The organism is Duganella sp. FT27W, from assembly GCF_009295655.1.
Lineage (GTDB): Bacteria > Pseudomonadota > Gammaproteobacteria > Burkholderiales > Burkholderiaceae_D > Rugamonas > Rugamonas zoogloeoides.
Map to the genome: position 1 here is coordinate 100,082 of NZ_WHIV01000002.1, position 18,595 is coordinate 118,676.

Consider the following 18,595-nt stretch of genomic DNA (forward strand, 5'->3'; position numbering starts at 1 on the left):
ATGGCGAAGAAAATCTACCCGTACAACGCCTTCGTCGTGACCGCAGCGCTGTCCATCAGGGAAGTGACCCTTACGGGGCCAGGCCCGCGCTGGGTTTCTTCCTGGGAGCAGTCCGCGCACGGTCCTACTTACAGCAAGCGCGACCTCCACCCCACCCGGGGCGAGGCAATCACGGCCGCCAAATTGAAACTGGTTGACCAGGAAGCGCGCCTCGCGAAAAGCCAACTGAACCTGGCCCAGCGTCGCGCCAACCTGGCGAAAGCCGAGGCGGCGTAATGATCGGTCTGTGCGGCGCCCACCGAACGGGCAAGACCAGCCTGGCGCGGGCCTACACGCAAGCGACCGGCGCCATGTTCATCGAGTCGCCAGTCACGAAGATCTGGACCGAGCTGGGCCTGGACCCTTCCAAGCCCAACTTCGACTTCAAGACCCGGCTCGATGCGCAAGAGCTGATCCTCGAGCGCTTGGACAAAGAGTACGCGGCCGCCGCCGGCGTCAATGCGATCGCCGACCGTACGCCGATCGACATGCTGGGCTACACCATGGCCGAGGCATTGAGCAACAACGTCACCGACGCCGACATGGATCGGTTCCACCGTTACGTGCAGCGTTGCTTCGACGTGCTCAACCGGCGCTTCTCCGTCCTGCTGCTGATCCAGCCAGGCATTGCCTTGCAGCCGGCGGCGAACAAGGGAGCGCTCAATGAGGCATACATCGCGCACTTGAACAGCCTGATGTTCGGCTTGTCCGTCGACGAGCGCGTCCATATTCCGCACTTCTATATGCCGCGCGCCAACACGGATCTGGCAGAGCGCCTGACCTCGCTCAAGAACGCGGTGGCGCGCAGCCACCAAAGCGTGCAACGGGAATGCGCCCAGCTCAAGTTGGACGGCGTGGCAATGCAGTAGGCAACACATCAGGCATGGTCGCGCGCGACTTGTAAGTCCTGACATCAATTCTTAAACTTATTTCATCAAATCAGTAAATGCAGAAACAAAGAATTCATTAAATGCGTGAAGTCACGCAATGGGAATGCCATGTTTGAAAAGAAAATTAATGTCGAGCGGGCGCATATCCTGGCCAGCGCAAAGCAGCGCGAATACTTCGTTCCTAAATACGGCCACCGGTTTGAGGCGCTGCGCAAAGTTACCCGCCGCATGCTCTCCGAAGGCGTGCTGAAAAAGGTTGGCGCGGACGGTCGTGGCTTCTACTACCGCGCAGGAGAGCAGCATGTCTAACCTGCCCACCCTCAAGGAAGAATTAGACCGCAAATCGTTCGCGACGGTCGAGTGGCTGTATTCATCGCTCGAGCGCGGCCGCATTACGCCAGCCCAGTTCTCCACCGGTTTAGACGCCCTGTTCATGGCCGTCAGCGGCATCACCGACGACGGTGTGGTGGACCTGATCACCGCCGGCAGCGGCGCGGCAGCCAAAGAGGTCGCACGCGTTCGCCGCATCCTGGTTAAGGGCGCGCTCACGGTGCTGATCGACTGGAAGGTTGCCGACGAAAGTGTCACAGTCGCGAAGTACAGCGCAGGTGCGCAAATCGGCTCGGAGGTCAAAACCCTGGCAACCCCGGCAGCCGCGCGCGAAGCGATGAACGCCATGGTGCAAAAGCTCCTGGCGATGAAGTTTGAAGAATTATGAAAGCGGCCACCTCAATCGCCGCTCTGCTGTCGGTGGACATCACCGAGCTGGAGCAGCTGATGCTCGACGTGATCGAGGCAACCGGCGCCACCGGCTGCATTTCGGACGAAGTGCTTGCCTGTTACCCGTCTCTGTCCTATTCGTCGGTCACGGCACGCTTCTCCTCCCTGGAGAAGAAAGGCGTCATCTACCGTTCCGGCGACACGCGCCCAGGAGACTCCGGCCGCGCCCAACAAGTTATGCGCAGCGTCGCACACCTGGCGGCAATACCCGTCACAGTGCCGCGCGTTCGCAAGGTGGCCGGCAAGGTCAAACGCACCGGTTTTATGAAGGGGCTGATCTACGCAGCCGAATTGGTATCGAAGGCACCCGACTTGGCAACCGCCAAGCGACAACTGAAGGCCGCGCTCCTCAAGGCGGCAAAACGATAGGAAAGGGATTTATGGCACGTCTTTTCATTCCAAAACTTGGCACCGCGCTGAAGCTGGCGGCCGACTGGAGCTTCAACCTGGCCGGCGACCGCTTGAACGATGGCTTATTCAAGGCGCTGCGCAAGCCGCGCGCCCTGTTCACCGACTCCGGCGCCGAAGTAACGCTCCCCGCCGGCACGGAGCTGGTGGTGCGCAAGTACTACATCCGTCTGGGCCAGTGCGAGAACGACCACATCACGTTTGCGGCGCGCATCAACGGCAAGTCCCACCGCTTCTTCGCCAAGCTGTGTGACGTAAATCGCATCGAGTATGCCGAACCAGCGCCGCACCCGCTTGCGTAAAGTAGCAATTCTGCAAATCAGTATTTCTGTGAAACCGTAATTAAGGAGAGAGTTTTGAATCAATTACAGATCGTCATCACCGGGCCACTGCCGCCGGCACAAGATCCAGAGTTTGTCGGCGACATTCTCAAGGGCGTTTCCGACGAAGCTTACGAAGGCGAATTGAGCGGCGTGGAGACCATCGTGTCTCTCGGCAGCGAAGAAGACGGCGGCGGCCGCCGCGATTACGCCTGGGCGGTGCGCGAGGTTCCCGCTGACCCGATGAAAACCCGCGAGTATGCCAGCGAGGCCGCCAAGAAACTGCCAAGCGGGATGTATCTGGGCTTGTTCCACGGTCGTGCGTCCGTCGGCCAGGTTATGAACGGCTGGGGCACCAACGGCCCGATGATCCCGATCGCCGGCTTTCACGCCACCTATGGCAGCCGCTTGCGCTTTCGCTTTGCCAACCCCGAGCAGGCTCGGGAATTCTCCGAGAACACCGGTCTGGGTGCTAACAAGGCGTGTGACGAATGGGCCGACGCCAAAGTCATCGACGACTTGATCCAATACAAGGACCGCTTCTACGGCGACTGGTGCATCTTCAACCACATCCAGGGCACTTGAAGCCAACAGCGCGTAAGCCCTACCACCCTCCATTTAAACCGATATTAAGGAATAAAATGCCTCAAGTATTTTTGCAATCCGGCCGTACCTTTACCCCGGCCGATTCGTCCGCTCTCAATATTCAACAGCGCTTGCCCTTGGGCACCTATCGCGTCGGGACGTCGCCTGCTGGCTTCTACCTGGAAAAAGTCGAAGACTTCGCCCTGCCGCCAAAGCTGTATGGCAATGTCGATCAACAGGCCGACCGCATCATGCGAACGTTCGCGGACCGCCCTTCCGGCACTGGCGTACTCCTCGCGGGTCAAAAAGGCGCAGGCAAAACGATGCTGACGAAACGAATCTCGCAGCGCGCCGCAGCGGAAATGGACGTCATCACGATCCTGATCAATCAACCCCTTTACGGCGAGGCATTTAACAGCTTCATCCAGGGCATTAGTCAGCCGGCGATCGTTCTTTTCGATGAGTTTGAAAAAGTCTACGACCGCGACGACCAGCAGCAGCTTCTCACAATCTTTGACGGCACCTACAGCTCCAAGAAGCTTTTCCTGCTGACTTGTAATGACCGCTATCGCGTTGACACATACATGATCAACCGGCCCGGTCGCATCTACTACTCGCTGGATTTCACGGGCCTGGGCGTCGACTTTATTCGCGAATTTTGCATCGACAATTTGCTCAACCAAGAACACTCTGCCAGTGTGCAGACCGTGGCAAGTTGCTTCTCCGAGTTCAGTTTCGACATGCTCAAGGCGCTCGTGGAAGAAATGAACCGCTTTGGCGAGACGGCGAACGACGCGATGAAGCTTCTGAATATGAAGCCAGAACTGGATGATGGCGGCGAATACGAAGTCACGCTGATCCGAAACGGCAAGCCGGTGATCGCTAAGCAGTACAGCGACGATATTCTGGAATCTAATCCCCTCTCTTCCGACGGGTGGAAGCTGGTCATTTATCCGCTCGACGAAACCCACGCTGATTATAAGAAGTCGAATGCGGTGACGGAGCGTGAAATGTACTCAGTGGAACTGAGCCGCCTTGTCTCAATCGATCCTGCGGCCGGCAAGTTCACGTTCAACACTACGAAAGCAGGAACCCAGCTGGTGTTCGAGCGTAAGCGCGAACGTGCCATGGGATTTAACTACGACAAGTTCTAAAAGACAGGCGGGGAAACCCGCCCCTTTTTGAAAGGCAGAAATAATGAAAATCCTATTTCCTCAATTACTGATCAAAGTCCTCGTGCGCAGCGCCGCGCGCCGGCCGTTTCACACGCTGGAGGGCTACATGAAGCGCGATTGGCTGCTGGACCCGCAAAGCATCCTGGCCCGAGTCACCGGTTGCGGCGCCAGAATCCAGCAGATCCTGAGCAGCGATCGCGAGAAGGTTCCGCACGACCACCCATGGCCCTACATCAGCTTTATCCTCGAGGGCGGGTACACGGAATTGCGCTACCACGACACGATGATTGCCGCGTACCGCTACGCCGCCAAGCATCGTGCCAAGCACGGCATGCCAGAAGTCCATTTCAATGGCGAGATTGGTCAGTGGGAATCGCATTCCTACTACGGCGCCGGCAGCGTGCTGATCCGCAAGGCAAAGACGATGCACCGCCTTGTCATCGCCAAGGGCGAATCGGCCACTACCCTTTTCATCATGGGCCGTTACGGCCAGAAATGGGGCTACCTGACCTCTGATGGCAAAGTCTACTGGCGCGACTACCAGTGCCCGGAAGAAGTAGCGCGGTCTGCTGCGGCTATCGAAGAAGTGTACGGGGTGCAGGCATGAAGCTCCTGAACGCCATCTTCAAGCGCATCAAACACGCCCGGTTCCTCCTGGCCATCCACTGGCCGTACGGCTCCCTGTGCCGCCTACCGTACGGCAGCAAGGGTGAGATTCGCCTCACGAAACAAATGTGGATCATCGTGTCTGACGGGGTGTCCCAGGACGCGCTCCCGATCTCGTTCGTGTCTCCGCAGCTGATCGAGAGCATTGGCATCGAGCTGGCGAAGAAGTGGTACTGGCCGCAGGCAGAGTCAGCACAAGCCGCAGAAGTATAAGTTTTTTTACGCTATAATAAGTAAGTCAGTACTGACCTATCTTTCGCTTGAGGATAGGTTTAAACCCATCCTCAATCTCATATACACAGAAATAAGGAAACACAGAACAATGGCAACCAAAGTAACGATGTACGAAGCAAAAGATGGCTCCCTGCACAAAACCCCGAGCGCCTGCGACGCCAAAAACGTGGAGCTGCGCTTGGCGCCAGCCATCGAGAAATTCGTGGACGGCCTGGCCCCCAATGCTCCGGGCATGACCAATACGACCGAATCGACGACCATCCAGCCATTCTGCATCGAGTTAGGCAATTTGCCGCAATTCCTGCTGGGTCAATCTGAAGCCCTGCGCAAGGTGCTGAATGACGCGCTGGTAGTGAAGAAGCCGCGCAAGGGCGCTGCCAAGCCGGCCTCCGCACCCACCCCGGCGCCTACCGACCCATCGCCGGTACCAGCCGCTGCCCCACAACAGGCTGCGGCGCAGGTCGCCGCAAGCTCGCAGGTCAACGTCAATTCGATCGACGACCTGGACGACGCTCTTGCCCAGTTGGAAGCGCAGTCGTAATTCTGTCTTTCTGTAAATCTGCATAACCACAATTCAGCCGCCCATGCGGCTGAAGTTTCCAGAGGAGCTTGAAATGTCAGAAATGAACAGCACTGGCGGCAAAGGCTCGGCCCGCCGCCCTGGCGAAATCACTCAGTCGGCCTGGGATGCGGTATTCGGCAAGAAATCGAAGCCGGTCATTACGCCATGCGGCGGTTGCGGAGAGTCCGATCCCGACAAACGCTGTTTCGGCTGCCGCCACCCCTTTACGCCGCAAAAGTAGTCCAGTTGTCCAAATAGCCCGTCCAGACGGGCTTATTTAGAATTGTAAATGTAAGTCAATAGTGACTTAGTTTGAGGGGAAATATGAACAAACCTAACTTTGAATTATTGAAGGATGCGTACGCAATCATCTACGGCATCCCTGCCGAAGTTATCGACCTAGATAGCATAATTAAGTCGAGAGGCGACAGCCTGAGCTGCGGCACCGTCGCCTGCGCTTTTGGTTGGCTGGGTATGCATCCTAAATTCAAAAATTTGATGAACCCTACCGCCGGCAATTTCCCGGACTGGGTAATCGGCGGAAAGCTGCACATCGGCCACGACGAGGCGGCCGCAGCACTCTTCCAGATTGCCCCCGAAGATGGCTTCAATCTGTTTTCGTCATCCTGCAACAGTCGCTACGACCGTAAGTTCAATAGCAAACTCGGTCACAAAGCCATGTTCCTTCACCGCATGGAATCGTTCTTGAAAGAGCGTGGCGAGTGGAAGGGTCTCACCAAACGCAACGGGTCCGTGCCATGCTGATCACCGGCCTCGACACCGAAACCACCGGCCTCGATCCGGCTGACGGCCACCGCATCATCGAAATCGCCCTGCTCACCTACGACTCGGACACCCGCAAGCTGGTGGACCAGTACGTGCAGCGCATCGACCCGGAGCGCGCGATCTCGGCCGGCGCCCAGGAGGTCCACGGTATCGCCTACAACGAGCTGGTCGGCATGCCGAAGTGGAATGACGTGGCGCCGATCATCGTTGAGCGCCTGAAGGCCACCGACCTGGCAATCGCCCACAACATGGACTTCGACGGCCCATTCATAGGCCTGGAGCTGGTGCGCGTCGGGCAGGCAGTACCGAACTTCGACACGTTCTGCACCATGAAAAACGGACGCTGGGCAGCGTTCGACGGTAAGTCTCCCAAGCTGATAGAGCTGTGTTTCGCGCTGGGCGTCGAGTACGACAAAGCGAAGGCCCACGCCGCCGACTATGACGTCGAGGTGATGATGGAATGCTTCTGGCGCGGCCTGGATCGCGGCTTCTACCGCCCTGATCTGCTGACGGCCGCGTAATGGCCTGGGGCCACCACAAGCCGAAAACGCAGCGCGAAAACCATCGGGGCTGGCGCATCAACCCGGCACTGCCGGCAGGCTACCGCTTAGAGCGCGGGTATCCGGAGCGCCAGAACGTGATCTGGACTTGTAGCGAAGATGACGACGTGGTCGCCCAGGCGCTTCAAGGCTTTAGCGTCGCGGAGATCGCCAGCTACCACCTGCGTTCGATCGGCAGCATTCGCAGCCGCCTTGCCCGTCACGGCCTGGAACAACAGGATCGACCGTGAGCGGCTGGGCCTTTGAAGGTGTCAGGCGTGTCGGTCTGTACCGCACCGCCGTTCACCATAGCCAGATCGACCTCTGGAATGGCGTCTACCAGCACTGGGATGGTGAGCACTGGGGCGAGATAGGTCTGACGCCAGCGGAGGCCCAGAGCCTGGCCGCCAAGCCCACCAAATACGAGCCGAACTTTTGGCTAGAGATAAATCATGGAGAACAAATTGAGCCTTGCACCCGACTGCCCCTACTGCAACCAGAGATCCAAGCTGGTCGACAGCAAGGTGATTTACGGCACCAGCTACGGCCTGATCTACCTGTGCCGGCCGTGCGACGCGTACGTAGGCGTCCACAAGGGCACGGAGACACCGCTGGGCCGCCTGGCCAACGCCGAGCTGCGGGAATGGAAGAAACGCGCTCACGCGGCGTTTGATCCGGTCTGGGAGCGCAACATCGTCCAAGCGGTCCAGAGGAACGGAGGCCGCTTCCCGAAAGGCATCAAGTCCAACATGCGTGGCCAGGCATATAAGCAGCTGGCCCACGCCATGAACATCGACCGTGAACTGTGCCACATCGGCATGTTCGACGTCGAGCAGTGCATGGCGGTGGTGCGAATCGCGCGCCAGTGGAACAACAACCTCCCAGGAGTAAAACATGAGTAAGCAATCGGACGCCCAAGCGGCACAGCAGTACAACCCGAAACCAGATCCGGCAACTTGCGGTAACTGCAAGCACTTCGCATCGGAGAAGAAGCTGCCGGCGTGGATGGAGCGCGACAACGCCGAGGGCAGGAAACCCTTGGCCTGGTCCGGTGACATCAAGCGTGAGCGTTACACCGCCGAAGAAGACGGCGTAGAGAAGAATCTGCGCTGCGGCCTCGGCGGCTTCGCGGTGAAGAAGATGGCTTCGTGCGCTGAATTCACCCGCAAGCGAAATTAAACCAGAGATAATGAAATACAGAAAAGCGTATTTCATTATTAACAGAAAGATTAAATGAATCCGAAAAGCAAAGACCTGATCGCGCGCCTGCGCATCGTGGCCGGCCAGAGTGTCGTCAAGCCGCCGGCCATCGACATCGAGGCGGCTGACTACATCGAGCAATTGGAGAAAGAGCTGGCGCGCGCACGTCGGCGCCTGCCTAACCTCTTACCTGGCCAGCTGGAGAAGGACGTCCCCTGGCGCAACGTCCAGCCGGACGCTTTCTGCTTCATCCTTGGCGAGACAACCGTATTTGACGGCAAAGAAGTGCTGCGAACCTGGAATGCCATGCGTGACGCCCTTCTCAAGCGCCACGACGCCGAATGCGCGCACGTGGGCCACTTAAGCCAGGAACACCTCGACAGCATTGAAGAAGCCGCACACGTACTTGAATCGGCTGCCGCGCACAACCTTTCGAAGTGCCGAACCGTACTGGCGAACACGCAGCAAGACCGCGCTGACCGCCTGCGGTGCGCTCTCGCTGCCGCCAACACCCAAATCAGATATTGAGAATAACTATGCAAAAGTGGAAAGTATCAATGCCGCGTGAACCTCGCACAGACGGCAAGCCGCACGTCGTACTGGCGGTCAAATTTCACAGCGGGCAGCGGATCGAATTTATCGGAGCGCTCGAGCCGGATATGGCCAAAGCTATTCTCGGAAAGATAATTGGCAAGCCGAAGGTCGGTGAGGATCTTGGCATTGAAAAAGCGTTCGACAATTCATCAGTCAAACGCAAAAAGAAGGAGAACAGCAATCGTGAGTGAAGATCGAATCATCTATCGCCAAGACCTGTACAAGGCCTTGGGCGTTACGTCGGAGACGCTGCGCAAATGGATCAAAGAAGAGAAGATGCCGCCAGCGGACATCGCCATCAGCCGCCGCACGGTGGGGTGGCGTCTGTCCACCCTCCAGGCTGCCGGCATCCGACTTATCTAAACTGTACTGGCTCATCCCTGACCCGACACAGCATATCTAACAGCGACAGGCAGCCTGCGCCTCGAAACTAACGTTTGACGTTTCGTGACTCAAAACAGCGGGCTAATAATGCGTGGACTATGACGATTTCTTCTGCTCCTGAATGGCAGCGTCATATCGCTCAAGGTCGTTATACCAGACCCGCTGGTATGCAATATTGCGTTGTTTGAGGTAATCGTCGATGGCTCCAGAGAGCTTGTTGGCGAGATTCAAGCCGTTTATGCTATCCCATATTTCTGGGTCAATTAAGTCAGGGTAAATGGCATCAAGATGGAATATCTCCTTGCGATAAATATTTCGGAATCGCTCTAACCAGGGATGTATAACTCCCTTTTCAACGTGGAGCATGTCGTGTACCTCCCAGACGTGTAGCATGTGATACGGCTCTGGAACCCCAGCGTCAAAGAGAGAGCGCTCCCTGTCTATGGGATTGTGCGAGTGTCCAATTTTCACTAGATACGGACTGTCTTGCATCATTGCCATGTAAACGAATTGTCCACTTCCGATATTCATATCCCACCTGGTCCTTTTAACGTTGACTGTATCAAAAACATAGACTTTCGATAAATTTCCACCCTGGCTTTGGCCGCCTCGCAGCAATCTAACTCATCTGACAGTGTGTCATGTTAAGTGTAACCTAGTACATCCGATGGTACAATCCTTCTCTACTTGCCTAATTCACGGCAGAGATTCGTCAATTAGGAGCCTGATCAAAATAAGCTTTTACTTGCACTGTGGCCAAATAAGCATGGGCCAAGAGGAGATTGCACGCGTGCTGAAGAACGTCTTGGTGCGAAAATTCATTATCCATCGGAATCTTAATTAGACAGATCGTCGATGGATAATTTGTGTAGCGGAAGTAGCTATTAATATACGGAAGCCACTCATCAACAAACGCTTTATGGCCGGACCGGCCACACTTAGCAAACACTTTGCTGTTGAATGTTTCCCGGTCTTTAACTTGCCCCCCAGTATGGACTATGTGATGACGCAGTTGAGCGGTAACATTGGTGCTCAACAAAAGACTGGCCCCGGTGGCGTTCTTGTTCTCGAGCTTTTCTAGCTGAGGCAGAATTCTACGCAGAGACTTCAGTACAAATTCCGCTCCGATCGAGCGCGCAATTGCCTTGACCGCTATAAGGCAATCGTCAAAGCTTGGCTCAATGGCCGCGCTGTCGGAAAGCATTGCCCGCTCCCTCTGGGTCCAAGCCTCAATTCGTTCCCTCCCCACAAATGCATAGAGGTGTAACAGAAAAATTTCAAACTGCTCATAGGCTTCGACAAGTAGCCATTGATATTGCCTATTTTCGTGTCGGAGCGTACTGTCGATAGTTTCAGCAATTGTAACCACCTTCCGACCGTAGAATTGCCAGTCATTACCAATTGGGTCTCTGAAGGCCATATTATGGCTGCCCATTGTATGGTCTTTGTCGCCCTCTACCTCTTGCAGTCTATTTCCTAGTTGGATCATCTGGCCTTTGACCACTGAATTTACTGAACGCTGCTGCAGTTCCACTTCTGTCATGCCAGCATAGTAGACATTAAGAATTTCGTCTGGTGTCATTCTTTTCCTTGGTTAGGCATCAGCCAATCCGCAAAAGCCTGTAGCATCACTCTCCTCTGCTTCAGGTATTCTGCCGAGTTATAAACCCCTCTCACCCCACCCTCTTTATGCGCCAGTTGGGTCTCGACGTGGTCGGCGTTGTATTCATTTTCATTAGCCCAGGTCGAGCCAATCTTACGCCATCCGTGACCGGTCATCCGACCCTTATAGTCTAACCTGTGAATTAGATACAGAATGGAGTTCTCACTCATTGCGCGCTTACCATCGCGGTCGTTCGGAAACACATAAATGCTGCCGCGCGAACGCTGCTTCAATTCGGCGAGCAGGTTCAAGGCTTGAGTTGATAGCGGCACCAGATGTTCACGCCTCTTTTTCATTCGCTTCCCAGGAATTCGCCAGAGGTCGCCTTCGATCTCGTCCCAAGTCATGCGCCGCAATTCGTCAGTGCGGGTCCAAGTCAGCGCAAGCAGCTTGCACGCCATAACTGATTGAAGCTGATCTTCCAGCGCCAGTCGTTCCATGAAGGGGTGAACCTCGTTCAATGGAAGCGACGCAAACCCTTCGACAGGCTTTCTCGAGAACGCCACTTTGGCATTGATATCCGATGCGATGTTGTGCTGGGCGTGGCCATGCTCAACGCACCACTCCAGTACCTGCGACATCCACATACGGGTGCGGCGGACGTAGACCGACTTGCCGGCCTCATCCATAGGGCGCAGCACCGCCATCAGATCGTCACGCGTCACCTCACCTGCAGGCCTGCTGCCAAGTTTCGGCGAGACGTACATGGCGAGCGCACGCGTGGCATTCTTTATATAACCAGGAGAAGCGTCGGTGCGGCCGGCCCAGTAGTCTTGGATCGCCTGGTCAATGGTGAAAGCGGAAGTTGGCTTCTCGTCTTTGGTCGCTTTGAGGTCGGCACCGTCGATCAGCTTCACCCGCAGCTGGTCCCGGCGCTCGCGCGCCTCCTTGAGGCTGATTAGTGGGTAAGGGCCGATGACTGCGGTCTGCTGCTTGCCATCGCTGTTGCGGTAGGCCATGCGCCACACCTTGTTGCCGCTCGGTAGAACGGCAAGCATCAAGCCATGGCCATCGAATAGCTTGCGCAGCTTGCCATTATTGGGCGTGGCGCGCTTGCAGTCGGCATCGGTAAGGGTGTTGATAGCCACAATCGGCTCCTGTAGGTACGGTGTGAATGACAGCCGCATGATACCTACAATTGAACCTACAGAACAGTCTGTGACTTGCTTTTGGAACGTGGATAAATCTGCGATTAGAATCGGCCAGAACGGCCTAAGTGCTTGATTTTTAAAGAACTAACCTGCGATTGAGTGGGCTTCGTCAGGTTAGTCTTTGTTGTACTTGGCGGAGACGGTGGGATTCGAACCCACGATACAGGTATAAGCCGTATGCATCCTTAGCAGGGATGTGCCTTCGGCCACTCGGCCACGTCTCCTAGTCGATCACTCAACTATGTCTGCTTCACCAAACTACGCTGCAGCAGACGACCGTCATAGTATAGACCAGGACCGTTTCGGTCAAGGCTAGCCAACGGTTTTTTTAGAAATATTTATGCTTTTTCCAGTTCGAACGCTTTGTGCAGCGCGCGGACGGCCAGTTCCATGTACTTCTCGTCGATCAGTACCGAGATTTTGATTTCCGACGTCGAGATCATCATGATGTTGATGCCCTCTTCCGACAGCGTGCGGAACATCTGCGAGGCCACGCCCACGTGCGAGCGCATACCCACGCCTACCACGGAGATTTTCGAGACCTTGGCGTCGCCGGTCACGCTGGCGGCGCCCAGTTCTTCGCGGGTACCGTTCAGGACGTCGATGGCGCGCTGGTAGTCGTTGCGCGAGACGGTGAACGTGAAGTCGGTTTTACCTTCGACCGACTGGTTCTGTATGATCATGTCCACTTCGATGTTGGCATCGGCCACTGGTCCGAGGATGTGGTATGCCACGCCCGGACGGTCTGGCACGCCCAGCACGGTGATTTTGGCCTCGTCGCGGTTGAACGCGATACCGGAGATGACTGCTTGTTCCATGTGTTTGTCTTCCTCAAACGAAATCAGGGTGCCAGAGTTGGCTTCTTCTTCGATGTCGAGCATCGGGTCGGTCAGCGACGACAATACCCTGGTCGGTACGCGGTAGTTGCCGGCGAATTCCACCGAGCGGGTTTGCAGCACTTTCGAGCCCAGCGACGCCAGTTCCAGCATTTCTTCGAACGTGATCGCTTTCAGGCGGCGCGCTTCGGAGACCACGCGCGGATCGGTCGTGTACACGCCGTCTACGTCGGTGAAGATCAGGCATTCGTCGGCCTTCATGGCGGCGGCAATTGCCACGGCCGAGGTATCGGAACCGCCACGGCCGAGCGTGGCGATATTGCCGAGGTCGTCAACACCCTGGAAGCCGGTGATGATGACGATCTTGCCGTCGTCGAGGTCGCGGTTGACCTTGGCGTCGTCGATCGACTGTATGCGGGCCTTGGTGTAGGCGGAATCGGTTTTAATCGCGACTTGCCAGCCGGCGTAGGAGACGGCTTGCTTGCCGATCGCCAGCAATGCCATGGCCAGCAGGCCGACCGAGACTTGCTCGCCGGTGGAGGCGATCATGTCCAGTTCGCGTGGATCGGGCTGGGATTGAATTTCTTTGGCCAGGCCGATCAGGCGGTTGGTCTCGCCCGACATTGCCGAAGGTACCACGACGATGCGGTGACCGGCGTCATGCCACTTGGCGACACGCCGCGCGACGTTCTTGATACGGTCCGTCGAACCCATCGACGTACCGCCATATTTGTGCACGATTAAAGCCATAACAGAGAGTTTTCCGCTCATTAAAGGTAAATGGAACCCTAAACTCTACATGCGGCAGTGCAAAATAACAAGTCACAAAGCTCATATTCTCATACCGTATAGGCATATGCACATACAAAATTCGGCAAATGTGCCGAATTCCTACACAGCCTGCCAACGCAGCCGGATACGCCCTGCCCCGGCACCCAAATGCTTGCAATCCATGCCGATGCCGGCGGCGAAAATCAGCTCCTTGCCGGCGTGCACCACCGGCAAACGGCCGCGCTCCCAGGCCGGAATATTAAGTTCCTGGAAGTGGTATTTCAGGGGCCGGGTCGGCCGGTTGTCGGCACGTTTGAGGCGCTCACCGCCACGGCGGAACTCGATCAGTAGTGGCAGACTACGCAGCCAGTCTGCGTCAACGCCGGTCGGCAGCGCGTTTGCAGTATCGATGCCGGCCGACAACGGATTACCGGCATCGAGGCTGGACGGCGCTGAAACGATGACATCGACAGCAGCGGTCGGATCTGCGGTGGCGTCAGCGCCCGCGCCTGGCTCCGCAGCGACCGCCTCTACCACATCGAAGTGCAACACACCGCCGTAAGCGGGAAACGCCATCTGCGCCTCGCCATTCCAGCGGAACGGCGTACCGGGGGTCTGGTCGAACTGGTCTTCGCGCGTGCCTTCGAGGTCGGCCAGCTTGGGCGTCAGGTGCAGGCGGTCGCGGTAACGGCGCACGTGGCAGTCGGGATGCGTGACCAGCACCTGGGCGTCGTCGCGCGCTTCCAGCAGTTGGGTGACGGTTTCCGCCAGCCAAGCCGCGCTCGGCATGCGCAGGCCACGGGTGCCGAACCAGTGGCGCAGCAGGTTGTGGATGCGGTCCAGGCTGAGCAGGCGCAGCTGACTCATGTCGAGACAGTCGCCATCGAGACACAGGGCCAGGTCTTGCTGCGCCAGTTCGGTCAACAGGCGCTGAGCGGACTGGGCGTGCGACGCGCTGCGCGCCAGGCGCTCCTGGAAGCCGGGAAAGGCATCGGCCAGGGCCGGCATGATGGTGCGGCGTAGCGCATTGCGGGCGAAGCGCGGGTCGTCGTTCGATTCGTCGTGAATATGGGTGATACTGTGTGCGGTCACGTACTGGTCGAGTTGCTTGCGCGATGCGGTGAGCAGTGGCCGCGCCATCACCAGCTGGTCGTTGGCCAGCAGGCTGGCGGCGGTGTTGGCGGCGTCCATGCCCGACAGGCCGGCGGGGCCGGAGCCGCGCAGCAGTTGCAGCAGCACGGTCTCGGCCTGGTCGTCCTGGTGGTGGGCGGTAAGCAGCAGTTCGATGCCTTGCTCGCGGCACAGTGCGCCCAAGGCGGCGTAGCGAGCCTTGCGGGCCGCTTCTTCGGTGCCGGTCTTGTCCTTGCGCATCAACTCTACCTGGCGCGCCTGGAACGGCACGCCGAGGGCGGCACAGGCTTGTTCGCAGTGGGCCAGCCAGGCGTCGGCGTTGGGGCTCAGGCCGTGGTGGATGTGGAAGGCGTGCAGTTCGACGCCTTGCTCGGTGGCGCAGGCGTGGGCCAGGTGCAGCAGGGCCGATGAGTCGAGGCCGCCGCTGAGGGCGATGGCGATTTTTGGGGTGTTGCCGGCTTGTGCGCGGGCGGCGCTGACCGCCTGGGCGAAGGTGCTGGCGAGCGTGGGGATTTGCTGCTTCATTGTGTGGTTCCAAATGCGAACCGGGGGCGACGCGTTTGCGTGCCCCCGGTTAGGTTCTATGGGTCCCCGCGTGCGCGGCGGTCCGCCGGTGCGGGATGACGGCTCATCGGCCAGCGCGTATGCAGGCGGCCGCATTGCAGCTTGAGAGCCAACACTGATGCTGACGGTCGCGCTGCTGCACCGGCTGACGGCGCTTGCGGTCGATCCTTACTCCTGCGGCGTGGTTTCCTTGAACTTGCCGTAGCCCAGCAGCTTCTGGTGGCGGGCTTCGATCAGGTCCTTGGTTTTCATGCCGTGGAACTGGCGCAGCGAGTCGGCCAGGGCGCGCTTGAGCATGGTGGCCATGGCTTTCGGGTCGCGGTGGGCGCCGCCCAGCGGTTCGTTGATGATCTTGTCGATCAGGCCGATGGCTTTCAGGCGGTGTGCGGTCAGGCCCAGGGCTTCGGCGGCGTCGGCCGCGCGCTCGGACGTTTTCCACAGGATCGAGGCGCAACCTTCGGGCGAGATCACCGAGTAGGTCGAGTATTGAAGCATCAGTACGGAGTCGCCCACGGCAATCGCCAGCGCGCCGCCGGAGCCGCCTTCGCCGATGATGGTGGCGATCAGCGGCACTTTGAGTTCCGCCATCACGTACAGGTTGTGGCCGATGGCTTCGGACTGGCCGCGCTCTTCGGCATCGATGCCGGGGAATGCGCCCGGGGTATCGACAAACGTGAAGATCGGGATGCCGAATTTTTCAGCCAGCTTCATCAGGCGCATGGCCTTGCGGTAGCCTTCCGGCTTCGGCATGCCGAAATTGCGCATGGCGCGCTCTTTCGTGTCGCGGCCCTTCTGGTGGCCGATCACCATGCAAGCCTGGCCGTTGAAGCGAGCCAGACCGCCGACGATGGACTGGTCGTCCGCATAAGTGCGGTCGCCGTGCAGTTCGTGGAAGTCGGTAAAGATTTCGTTCACATAGTCCATGGTGTATGGACGCTGCGGGTGGCGCGCGATTTGCGCGACCTGCCAAGGCGTGAGCTTGGCGTAGATGTCTTTGGTCAGCTGCTGGCTCTTCTTGGCCAGACGGTCGATCTCCTCCGAGATGTCGACGGCCGAATCGTCCTGAACGAAGCGCAGCTCTTCGATTTTGCCATCGAGCTCGGCAATCGGTTGCTCAAAATTGAGGAAAGTCGTTTTGGTCATTGTACCTCCGGGATTATTCTTGGCTGCGCCCATCGATGATCGATGAGCCTGCTTCAGGCGGGCAAGGACTGGACTCAACCCAGGCCTCACGCAGCAATTAGAGTGGTTATTCTACAGTAACCGGGTCCAGACTACGCCATAAGTACCACGTTGCCACGGTGCGCCAAGGCTCCCAGTTGGCCGAGACTTCGCGCGCATCGCTGCGCGAAACAGGTTCACCTGAGAAATAGTTCTGGCTGATGCCCTGGATCAAACCTGGGTCATCAAGCGGCAAAACATTGGGACGTAGCAAATTAAATATCAAAAACATCTCCGCTGTCCAGCGCCCGATACCACGAATTTGCACCAGCTCAGCAATCACGGCTTCGTCTTCCATCTGGCCCCAGAGGGCGCTGTGGACGCGTTTGTTCTTGAAGTGGTCGGCCAGGTCGAGAATGTACTCGGTCTTACGCTTGGACAAGCCACAGGCGGACAGCTGCTCGGCGCCGGCCTTGATCACTTGCGCGGGCGTGCACTTGGGGCATGCGAGCAGCAGCTTGCGCCAGGCGGCGTCGGCCACCTTGGGCGTGACCTGCTGACCCACGATGGAGCGCGCCAGCGTGGTAAACGGGTCGTCGTGCCCCACCAGGTGCAGGTCGCCGAACTGCGGGATCAGCTTTTTCATGATGCGATCGCGCTTCATCAGCTCGATCTTGGCCTGTTCCCAGTACGGCGGCACGGCCGATAGCGGACCGGCGGCATCGGGCGCGGAGGCCCCGTTATCCTTGGCGGTGACCATTATGCGCGGCGCCAGTTGGTCGTACCGTCGGGTTTGTCCTCGAGGATGATGCCGGCGGCCAGCAGGTCGGCGCGGATCTGGTCCGATTCAGCGAAGTTGCGCGCCTTCTTGGCCGCTGCCCGCTGCGCGATTTGCGCGGCAATGGCGGCGTCGCCGGTGGTATCGGTTTCACCGACAGCCGCCTGCAGGAATTGTTGGGCGCTGCGACCCAGCAAACCGATCACGTCGGCCAGGCCTTTCAATTGACGCACCAGCGCCGGCGACTTGCTCTTGTTGATCTCGCTGGCGAGGTCGAACAGCACGGCAATCGCCACCGGCGTGTTGAAATCGTCATCCATTGCTTGCGCGAAACGCACGGCGTGAGCTTCGGTCCAGTCGAGGTCGGCGCCATCGCCGTCCACGCCGTCGAGCGCGGTGTACAGGCGCGTCAACGCCACGCGGGCGTCGTCGAGGTGGGCATCCGAGTAATTGAGCGGGCTGCGGTAGTGGGCGCGCATGATGAAGAAGCGGATCACTTCGGCATCGAATTTTTTCAGCACGTCGCGGATGGTAAAGAAGTTGCCCAAGGACTTGGACATCTTTTCGTTATCGACGCGCACGAAGCCGTTGTGCACCCAGTAATTGACCATGGTGCGGCCGAACGCGCCTTCGGACTGGGCGATCTCGTTTTCGTGGTGCGGGAATTGCAAGTCCGCGCCGCCGCCGTGGATGTCGAAATGTTCGCCGAGCAACGCCGAGCACATGGCCGAGCACTCGATGTGCCAGCCCGGACGGCCCTTGCCCCACTTGGAATCCCATTTCACCTCTTCCGGCTCGGATTCCTTCGACGCTTTCCACAGCACGAAGTCGAGCGGATCGCGCTTGCCGGTATTGACGTCCACGCGCTCGCCGGCACGCAGGTCGTCGAGCGACTTGCCGGACAGGCGGCCGTAATTGGGGAAGTTGCGTACCGCGTAATTGACGTCACCGTCCGTGCCCTGGTAGGCCAGGTCTTTTTGCTCGAGCGTTTCGATCAGCGCCAGCATTTGCGGCACGTATTCGGTAGCGCGCGGCACCAGCGTGGGCGGCAGAATGCCGAGCGCGCCCGTGTCTTCGTCCATGTATTGCGTGAAACGCGTGGTCAGCTGCGAGATGGTTTCGCCATTTTCCACCGCGCGGCGGATGATTTTGTCGTCGATGTCGGTGATGTTGCGGGCGTACGTGACGTCGTAACCGGTGGCCAGCAGCCAGCGGTACATCACGTCGAACGCCATCATCATGCGCGCGTGGCCGATGTGGCAGTAGTCATAAATGGTCATGCCGCACACATACATGCGGACTTTGCCAGCCTCGATGGGAACGAACGTCTGCTTGTCACGCGCCAGCGTGTTGTAAATCTTTAAATTGCTCATCGGAC

At 58.2% G+C, this 18,595-nt stretch carries 28 protein-coding genes and 1 tRNA gene; 20 read left to right on the top strand and 9 right to left on the bottom strand.

Annotated elements, in window-relative coordinates:
- From F8197_RS06615 to F8197_RS06710, 20 genes are all read left to right on the top strand, one after another.
- Window positions 1-276 carry a hypothetical protein gene (locus tag F8197_RS06615; RefSeq protein WP_152881176.1) on the top strand — a complete coding sequence of 92 codons (276 nt, stop codon included), beginning with the start codon at window positions 1-3 and terminating at the stop codon, window positions 274-276.
- Window positions 276-908: an AAA family ATPase gene (locus F8197_RS06620; protein ID WP_152881178.1), complete on the top strand. Its 633-nt coding sequence runs from the start codon at window positions 276-278 to the stop codon at window positions 906-908. Before F8197_RS06615 ends, F8197_RS06620 begins: the two co-directional genes overlap by 1 nt.
- 129 nt (window positions 909-1,037) lie before the next feature.
- The gene (locus F8197_RS06625; protein ID WP_152881180.1) at window positions 1,038-1,238 is read left to right on the top strand and encodes a hypothetical protein; all 201 of its coding nucleotides are present in this window, start codon (window positions 1,038-1,040) and stop codon (window positions 1,236-1,238) included.
- Window positions 1,231-1,647: a hypothetical protein gene (locus F8197_RS06630; protein ID WP_152881182.1), complete on the top strand. Its 417-nt coding sequence runs from the start codon at window positions 1,231-1,233 to the stop codon at window positions 1,645-1,647. The genes F8197_RS06625 and F8197_RS06630 overlap by 8 nt, the downstream gene beginning before the upstream one ends.
- A complete protein-coding gene (locus F8197_RS06635) occupies window positions 1,644-2,078 on the top strand; it encodes a hypothetical protein (RefSeq protein ID WP_152881184.1) in 435 nt (144 codons plus the stop codon). Before F8197_RS06630 ends, F8197_RS06635 begins: the two co-directional genes overlap by 4 nt.
- 11 nt (window positions 2,079-2,089) lie before the next feature.
- Window positions 2,090-2,419: a hypothetical protein gene (locus tag F8197_RS06640; protein ID WP_152881186.1), complete on the top strand. Its 330-nt coding sequence runs from the start codon at window positions 2,090-2,092 to the stop codon at window positions 2,417-2,419.
- Between the two features lie 54 nt (window positions 2,420-2,473).
- Entirely contained in the window at window positions 2,474-3,022 is a 549-nt protein-coding gene (locus F8197_RS06645) for a hypothetical protein (protein ID WP_152881188.1), read from the top strand.
- A 56-nt stretch (window positions 3,023-3,078) separates the two neighbouring features.
- Window positions 3,079-4,176, top strand: coding sequence for an AAA family ATPase (locus F8197_RS06650; protein ID WP_193333366.1), 1,098 nt, complete (start codon window positions 3,079-3,081; stop codon window positions 4,174-4,176).
- 43 nt (window positions 4,177-4,219) lie between these two features.
- Window positions 4,220-4,804, top strand: a complete 585-nt coding sequence (locus F8197_RS06655; RefSeq protein WP_152881192.1) for a hypothetical protein — start codon at window positions 4,220-4,222, stop codon at window positions 4,802-4,804.
- Window positions 4,801-5,076: a hypothetical protein gene (locus F8197_RS06660; RefSeq protein ID WP_152881194.1), complete on the top strand. Its 276-nt coding sequence runs from the start codon at window positions 4,801-4,803 to the stop codon at window positions 5,074-5,076. Before F8197_RS06655 ends, F8197_RS06660 begins: the two co-directional genes overlap by 4 nt.
- A 109-nt stretch (window positions 5,077-5,185) precedes the next feature.
- On the top strand, window positions 5,186-5,638 hold the full coding sequence (locus tag F8197_RS06665; protein ID WP_152881195.1) for a hypothetical protein: 453 nt from the start codon (window positions 5,186-5,188) through the stop codon (window positions 5,636-5,638).
- Between the two features lie 73 nt (window positions 5,639-5,711).
- Window positions 5,712-5,900, top strand: coding sequence for a hypothetical protein (locus F8197_RS06670; protein ID WP_193333367.1), 189 nt, complete (start codon window positions 5,712-5,714; stop codon window positions 5,898-5,900).
- Between the two features lie 83 nt (window positions 5,901-5,983).
- Window positions 5,984-6,424, top strand: coding sequence for a hypothetical protein (locus F8197_RS06675; protein WP_152881199.1), 441 nt, complete (start codon window positions 5,984-5,986; stop codon window positions 6,422-6,424).
- Entirely contained in the window at window positions 6,418-6,966 is a 549-nt protein-coding gene (locus F8197_RS06680) for a 3'-5' exonuclease (RefSeq protein WP_152881201.1), read from the top strand. Before F8197_RS06675 ends, F8197_RS06680 begins: the two co-directional genes overlap by 7 nt.
- The gene (locus tag F8197_RS06685; RefSeq protein WP_152881203.1) at window positions 6,966-7,235 is read left to right on the top strand and encodes a hypothetical protein; all 270 of its coding nucleotides are present in this window, start codon (window positions 6,966-6,968) and stop codon (window positions 7,233-7,235) included. The genes F8197_RS06680 and F8197_RS06685 overlap by 1 nt, the downstream gene beginning before the upstream one ends.
- A gap of 201 nt (window positions 7,236-7,436) precedes the next feature.
- Window positions 7,437-7,886, top strand: a complete 450-nt coding sequence (locus tag F8197_RS06690; protein WP_152881205.1) for a zinc-finger-containing protein — start codon at window positions 7,437-7,439, stop codon at window positions 7,884-7,886.
- A complete protein-coding gene (locus F8197_RS06695) occupies window positions 7,879-8,163 on the top strand; it encodes a hypothetical protein (protein WP_152881207.1) in 285 nt (94 codons plus the stop codon). Before F8197_RS06690 ends, F8197_RS06695 begins: the two co-directional genes overlap by 8 nt.
- 54 nt (window positions 8,164-8,217) lie before the next feature.
- Entirely contained in the window at window positions 8,218-8,712 is a 495-nt protein-coding gene (locus F8197_RS06700) for a hypothetical protein (protein WP_152881208.1), read from the top strand.
- 8 nt (window positions 8,713-8,720) lie between these two features.
- Window positions 8,721-8,969 carry a hypothetical protein gene (locus tag F8197_RS06705; protein ID WP_152881210.1) on the top strand — a complete coding sequence of 83 codons (249 nt, stop codon included), beginning with the start codon at window positions 8,721-8,723 and terminating at the stop codon, window positions 8,967-8,969.
- A complete protein-coding gene (locus F8197_RS06710) occupies window positions 8,962-9,141 on the top strand; it encodes an AlpA family transcriptional regulator (protein ID WP_152881212.1) in 180 nt (59 codons plus the stop codon). Before F8197_RS06705 ends, F8197_RS06710 begins: the two co-directional genes overlap by 8 nt.
- A gap of 117 nt (window positions 9,142-9,258) precedes the next feature.
- Here the strand turns inward: F8197_RS06710 and F8197_RS29435 are convergent, their stop codons facing one another.
- From F8197_RS29435 to cysS, 9 genes are all read right to left on the bottom strand, one after another.
- Window positions 9,259-9,693, bottom strand: coding sequence for a GIY-YIG nuclease family protein (locus tag F8197_RS29435; protein WP_152881214.1), 435 nt, complete (start codon window positions 9,691-9,693; stop codon window positions 9,259-9,261).
- A gap of 181 nt (window positions 9,694-9,874) precedes the next feature.
- Window positions 9,875-10,744 carry a hypothetical protein gene (locus tag F8197_RS06720; RefSeq protein WP_152881216.1) on the bottom strand — a complete coding sequence of 290 codons (870 nt, stop codon included), beginning with the start codon at window positions 10,742-10,744 and terminating at the stop codon, window positions 9,875-9,877.
- On the bottom strand, window positions 10,741-11,913 hold the full coding sequence (locus F8197_RS06725) for a site-specific integrase (protein WP_193333368.1): 1,173 nt from the start codon (window positions 11,911-11,913) through the stop codon (window positions 10,741-10,743). The genes F8197_RS06720 and F8197_RS06725 overlap by 4 nt, the downstream gene beginning before the upstream one ends.
- Window positions 11,914-12,107: 194 nt before the next feature.
- Window positions 12,108-12,200: transfer RNA gene (locus F8197_RS06730), tRNA-Ser, on the bottom strand.
- Between the two features lie 114 nt (window positions 12,201-12,314).
- Window positions 12,315-13,562, bottom strand: coding sequence for an aspartate kinase (locus tag F8197_RS06735; protein WP_019922212.1), 1,248 nt, complete (start codon window positions 13,560-13,562; stop codon window positions 12,315-12,317).
- Between the two features lie 141 nt (window positions 13,563-13,703).
- A complete protein-coding gene (gene tilS, locus F8197_RS06740) occupies window positions 13,704-15,239 on the bottom strand; it encodes a tRNA lysidine(34) synthetase TilS (protein WP_152881220.1) in 1,536 nt (511 codons plus the stop codon).
- 207 nt (window positions 15,240-15,446) lie between these two features.
- Window positions 15,447-16,421, bottom strand: a complete 975-nt coding sequence (locus tag F8197_RS06745) for an acetyl-CoA carboxylase carboxyltransferase subunit alpha (protein WP_019922210.1) — start codon at window positions 16,419-16,421, stop codon at window positions 15,447-15,449.
- A 106-nt stretch (window positions 16,422-16,527) separates the two neighbouring features.
- A complete protein-coding gene (locus tag F8197_RS06750) occupies window positions 16,528-17,199 on the bottom strand; it encodes a DNA-3-methyladenine glycosylase (protein ID WP_019922209.1) in 672 nt (223 codons plus the stop codon).
- The gene (cysS, locus tag F8197_RS06755; protein WP_152881222.1) at window positions 17,199-18,590 is read right to left on the bottom strand and encodes a cysteine--tRNA ligase; all 1,392 of its coding nucleotides are present in this window, start codon (window positions 18,588-18,590) and stop codon (window positions 17,199-17,201) included. The genes F8197_RS06750 and cysS overlap by 1 nt, the downstream gene beginning before the upstream one ends.
- Window positions 18,591-18,595: the final 5 nt, after the last annotated feature.

Coding starts and splice junctions, on each gene's coding strand:
- F8197_RS06615 (WP_152881176.1), top strand. CDS start 1: ATGGCGAAGAAAATCTACCCGTACAACGCCTTCGTCGTGACCGCAGCG.
- F8197_RS06620 (WP_152881178.1), top strand. CDS start 276: ATGATCGGTCTGTGCGGCGCCCACCGAACGGGCAAGACCAGCCTGGCG.
- F8197_RS06625 (WP_152881180.1), top strand. CDS start 1,038: ATGTTTGAAAAGAAAATTAATGTCGAGCGGGCGCATATCCTGGCCAGC.
- F8197_RS06630 (WP_152881182.1), top strand. CDS start 1,231: ATGTCTAACCTGCCCACCCTCAAGGAAGAATTAGACCGCAAATCGTTC.
- F8197_RS06635 (WP_152881184.1), top strand. CDS start 1,644: ATGAAAGCGGCCACCTCAATCGCCGCTCTGCTGTCGGTGGACATCACC.
- F8197_RS06640 (WP_152881186.1), top strand. CDS start 2,090: ATGGCACGTCTTTTCATTCCAAAACTTGGCACCGCGCTGAAGCTGGCG.
- F8197_RS06650 (WP_193333366.1), top strand. CDS start 3,079: ATGCCTCAAGTATTTTTGCAATCCGGCCGTACCTTTACCCCGGCCGAT.
- F8197_RS06655 (WP_152881192.1), top strand. CDS start 4,220: ATGAAAATCCTATTTCCTCAATTACTGATCAAAGTCCTCGTGCGCAGC.
- F8197_RS06660 (WP_152881194.1), top strand. CDS start 4,801: ATGAAGCTCCTGAACGCCATCTTCAAGCGCATCAAACACGCCCGGTTC.
- F8197_RS06665 (WP_152881195.1), top strand. CDS start 5,186: ATGGCAACCAAAGTAACGATGTACGAAGCAAAAGATGGCTCCCTGCAC.
- F8197_RS06670 (WP_193333367.1), top strand. CDS start 5,712: ATGTCAGAAATGAACAGCACTGGCGGCAAAGGCTCGGCCCGCCGCCCT.
- F8197_RS06675 (WP_152881199.1), top strand. CDS start 5,984: ATGAACAAACCTAACTTTGAATTATTGAAGGATGCGTACGCAATCATC.
- F8197_RS06680 (WP_152881201.1), top strand. CDS start 6,418: ATGCTGATCACCGGCCTCGACACCGAAACCACCGGCCTCGATCCGGCT.
- F8197_RS06685 (WP_152881203.1), top strand. CDS start 6,966: ATGGCCTGGGGCCACCACAAGCCGAAAACGCAGCGCGAAAACCATCGG.
- F8197_RS06690 (WP_152881205.1), top strand. CDS start 7,437: ATGGAGAACAAATTGAGCCTTGCACCCGACTGCCCCTACTGCAACCAG.
- F8197_RS06695 (WP_152881207.1), top strand. CDS start 7,879: ATGAGTAAGCAATCGGACGCCCAAGCGGCACAGCAGTACAACCCGAAA.
- F8197_RS06700 (WP_152881208.1), top strand. CDS start 8,218: ATGAATCCGAAAAGCAAAGACCTGATCGCGCGCCTGCGCATCGTGGCC.
- F8197_RS06705 (WP_152881210.1), top strand. CDS start 8,721: ATGCAAAAGTGGAAAGTATCAATGCCGCGTGAACCTCGCACAGACGGC.
- F8197_RS29435 (WP_152881214.1), bottom strand. CDS start 9,693: ATGAATATCGGAAGTGGACAATTCGTTTACATGGCAATGATGCAAGAC.
- F8197_RS06720 (WP_152881216.1), bottom strand. CDS start 10,744: ATGACACCAGACGAAATTCTTAATGTCTACTATGCTGGCATGACAGAA.
- F8197_RS06735 (WP_019922212.1), bottom strand. CDS start 13,562: ATGGCTTTAATCGTGCACAAATATGGCGGTACGTCGATGGGTTCGACG.
- tilS (WP_152881220.1), bottom strand. CDS start 15,239: ATGAAGCAGCAAATCCCCACGCTCGCCAGCACCTTCGCCCAGGCGGTC.
- F8197_RS06745 (WP_019922210.1), bottom strand. CDS start 16,421: ATGACCAAAACGACTTTCCTCAATTTTGAGCAACCGATTGCCGAGCTC.
- F8197_RS06750 (WP_019922209.1), bottom strand. CDS start 17,199: ATGGTCACCGCCAAGGATAACGGGGCCTCCGCGCCCGATGCCGCCGGT.
- cysS (WP_152881222.1), bottom strand. CDS start 18,590: ATGAGCAATTTAAAGATTTACAACACGCTGGCGCGTGACAAGCAGACG.